This is a genomic window from Shewanella sp. 0m-8 (assembly GCF_052977265.1).
Map to the genome: position 1 here is coordinate 1 of NZ_JBRIMB010000107.1, position 1,073 is coordinate 1,073.

1 protein-coding gene is annotated in these 1,073 nt (G+C 48.9%); it reads right to left on the bottom strand.

The window, feature by feature from the left end:
* The coding region (locus ACVBIO_RS21570) for a VCBS domain-containing protein (RefSeq protein WP_447173428.1) at nucleotides 1-1,073 on the bottom strand (1,073 nt) is incomplete at both ends.

The following is a 1,073-nucleotide window of genomic DNA, read 5'->3' on the forward strand; positions in this document are numbered from 1 at the left end:
AAGTGCCTGCTATGATTGCTTTATCGTCAGTGCCGTTAATGGTGACGCTAATCTTCTGCTCGGTGCCATCGACGCTGCGAACAATGAGAGTATCGGTTAATGACTCACCTGATTTGAGCCCTTGAATGACTGCTTGCGAGTTATCCGCGGTGTAAGTCCAGTGACCTAAGTTATTTAAGGTCAAGCTACCAAACTGACCCTGCAGAGACTCGCTAATAAATTGGTTTTGCCCACTATCGGGATCGAGCAGACTCAGCTGGCCGTCGGTATGAAGAAAGCCAACATTTACATCGGTATCTTCGGTTAGCGATGCGCTGGATACGCCGCTAATTTTGGCGACCTCATCGGTACCGTGGATAGAGATAGACACAATTTGGCTAACAGGTAAGCCAGAGCTATCAGTTGCTGTGACTCTAAATGTTTCGCTGGCCACCTGTCCGGCATGGAGGCCGAGGGTATGCGCTGAGCTGTTGTCCAACTGATACTGCCAAACACCACTTTTTTCATCAATTAGGAGCTGGCCATATTGGCCTAGAGACTGAGGTACAGCCCAACTGAGGCTATCACCATGGTCTGGATCCGTTGTGAGTAACTGACCACTAACGGTATCAACATTGCCCATCTCATTTAGACTAGCAGCGTGCAGGCCTGAGATGGTCGGAAGGTCATTGCTGCCCTCAACTTCAACACTGATGACAGTATTAACTTTGTGTCCTAGGTTGTCAGTCGCTGTGATGGCAAATTGTTCAGTATGCTGCTCACCTTCAGATAGTGCGTTGGTTTGGGCTGAATGATTGTTTAGGTGGTAATGCCATTGTCCTGTGCTCGCATCTACAACGAGGTCGCCATATTGACCCTGCGAGTGTTCGGTAGACCAGGTGACAGAATCATTGCCTGTACCGTGTGCTTGAAGTTGTCCATTGACCGTATCAACAATCCCATCTTCTTTAACTTGTTGAATTTGTTCTTGACTATCTACTTGTAACAGTTTTTCATCAGTGCCAGTGCCAGTGCCAGTGCCAGTGCCAGTGCCAGTGCCAGTGCCAGTGCCAGTGCCAGTGCCAGTGCCAGTG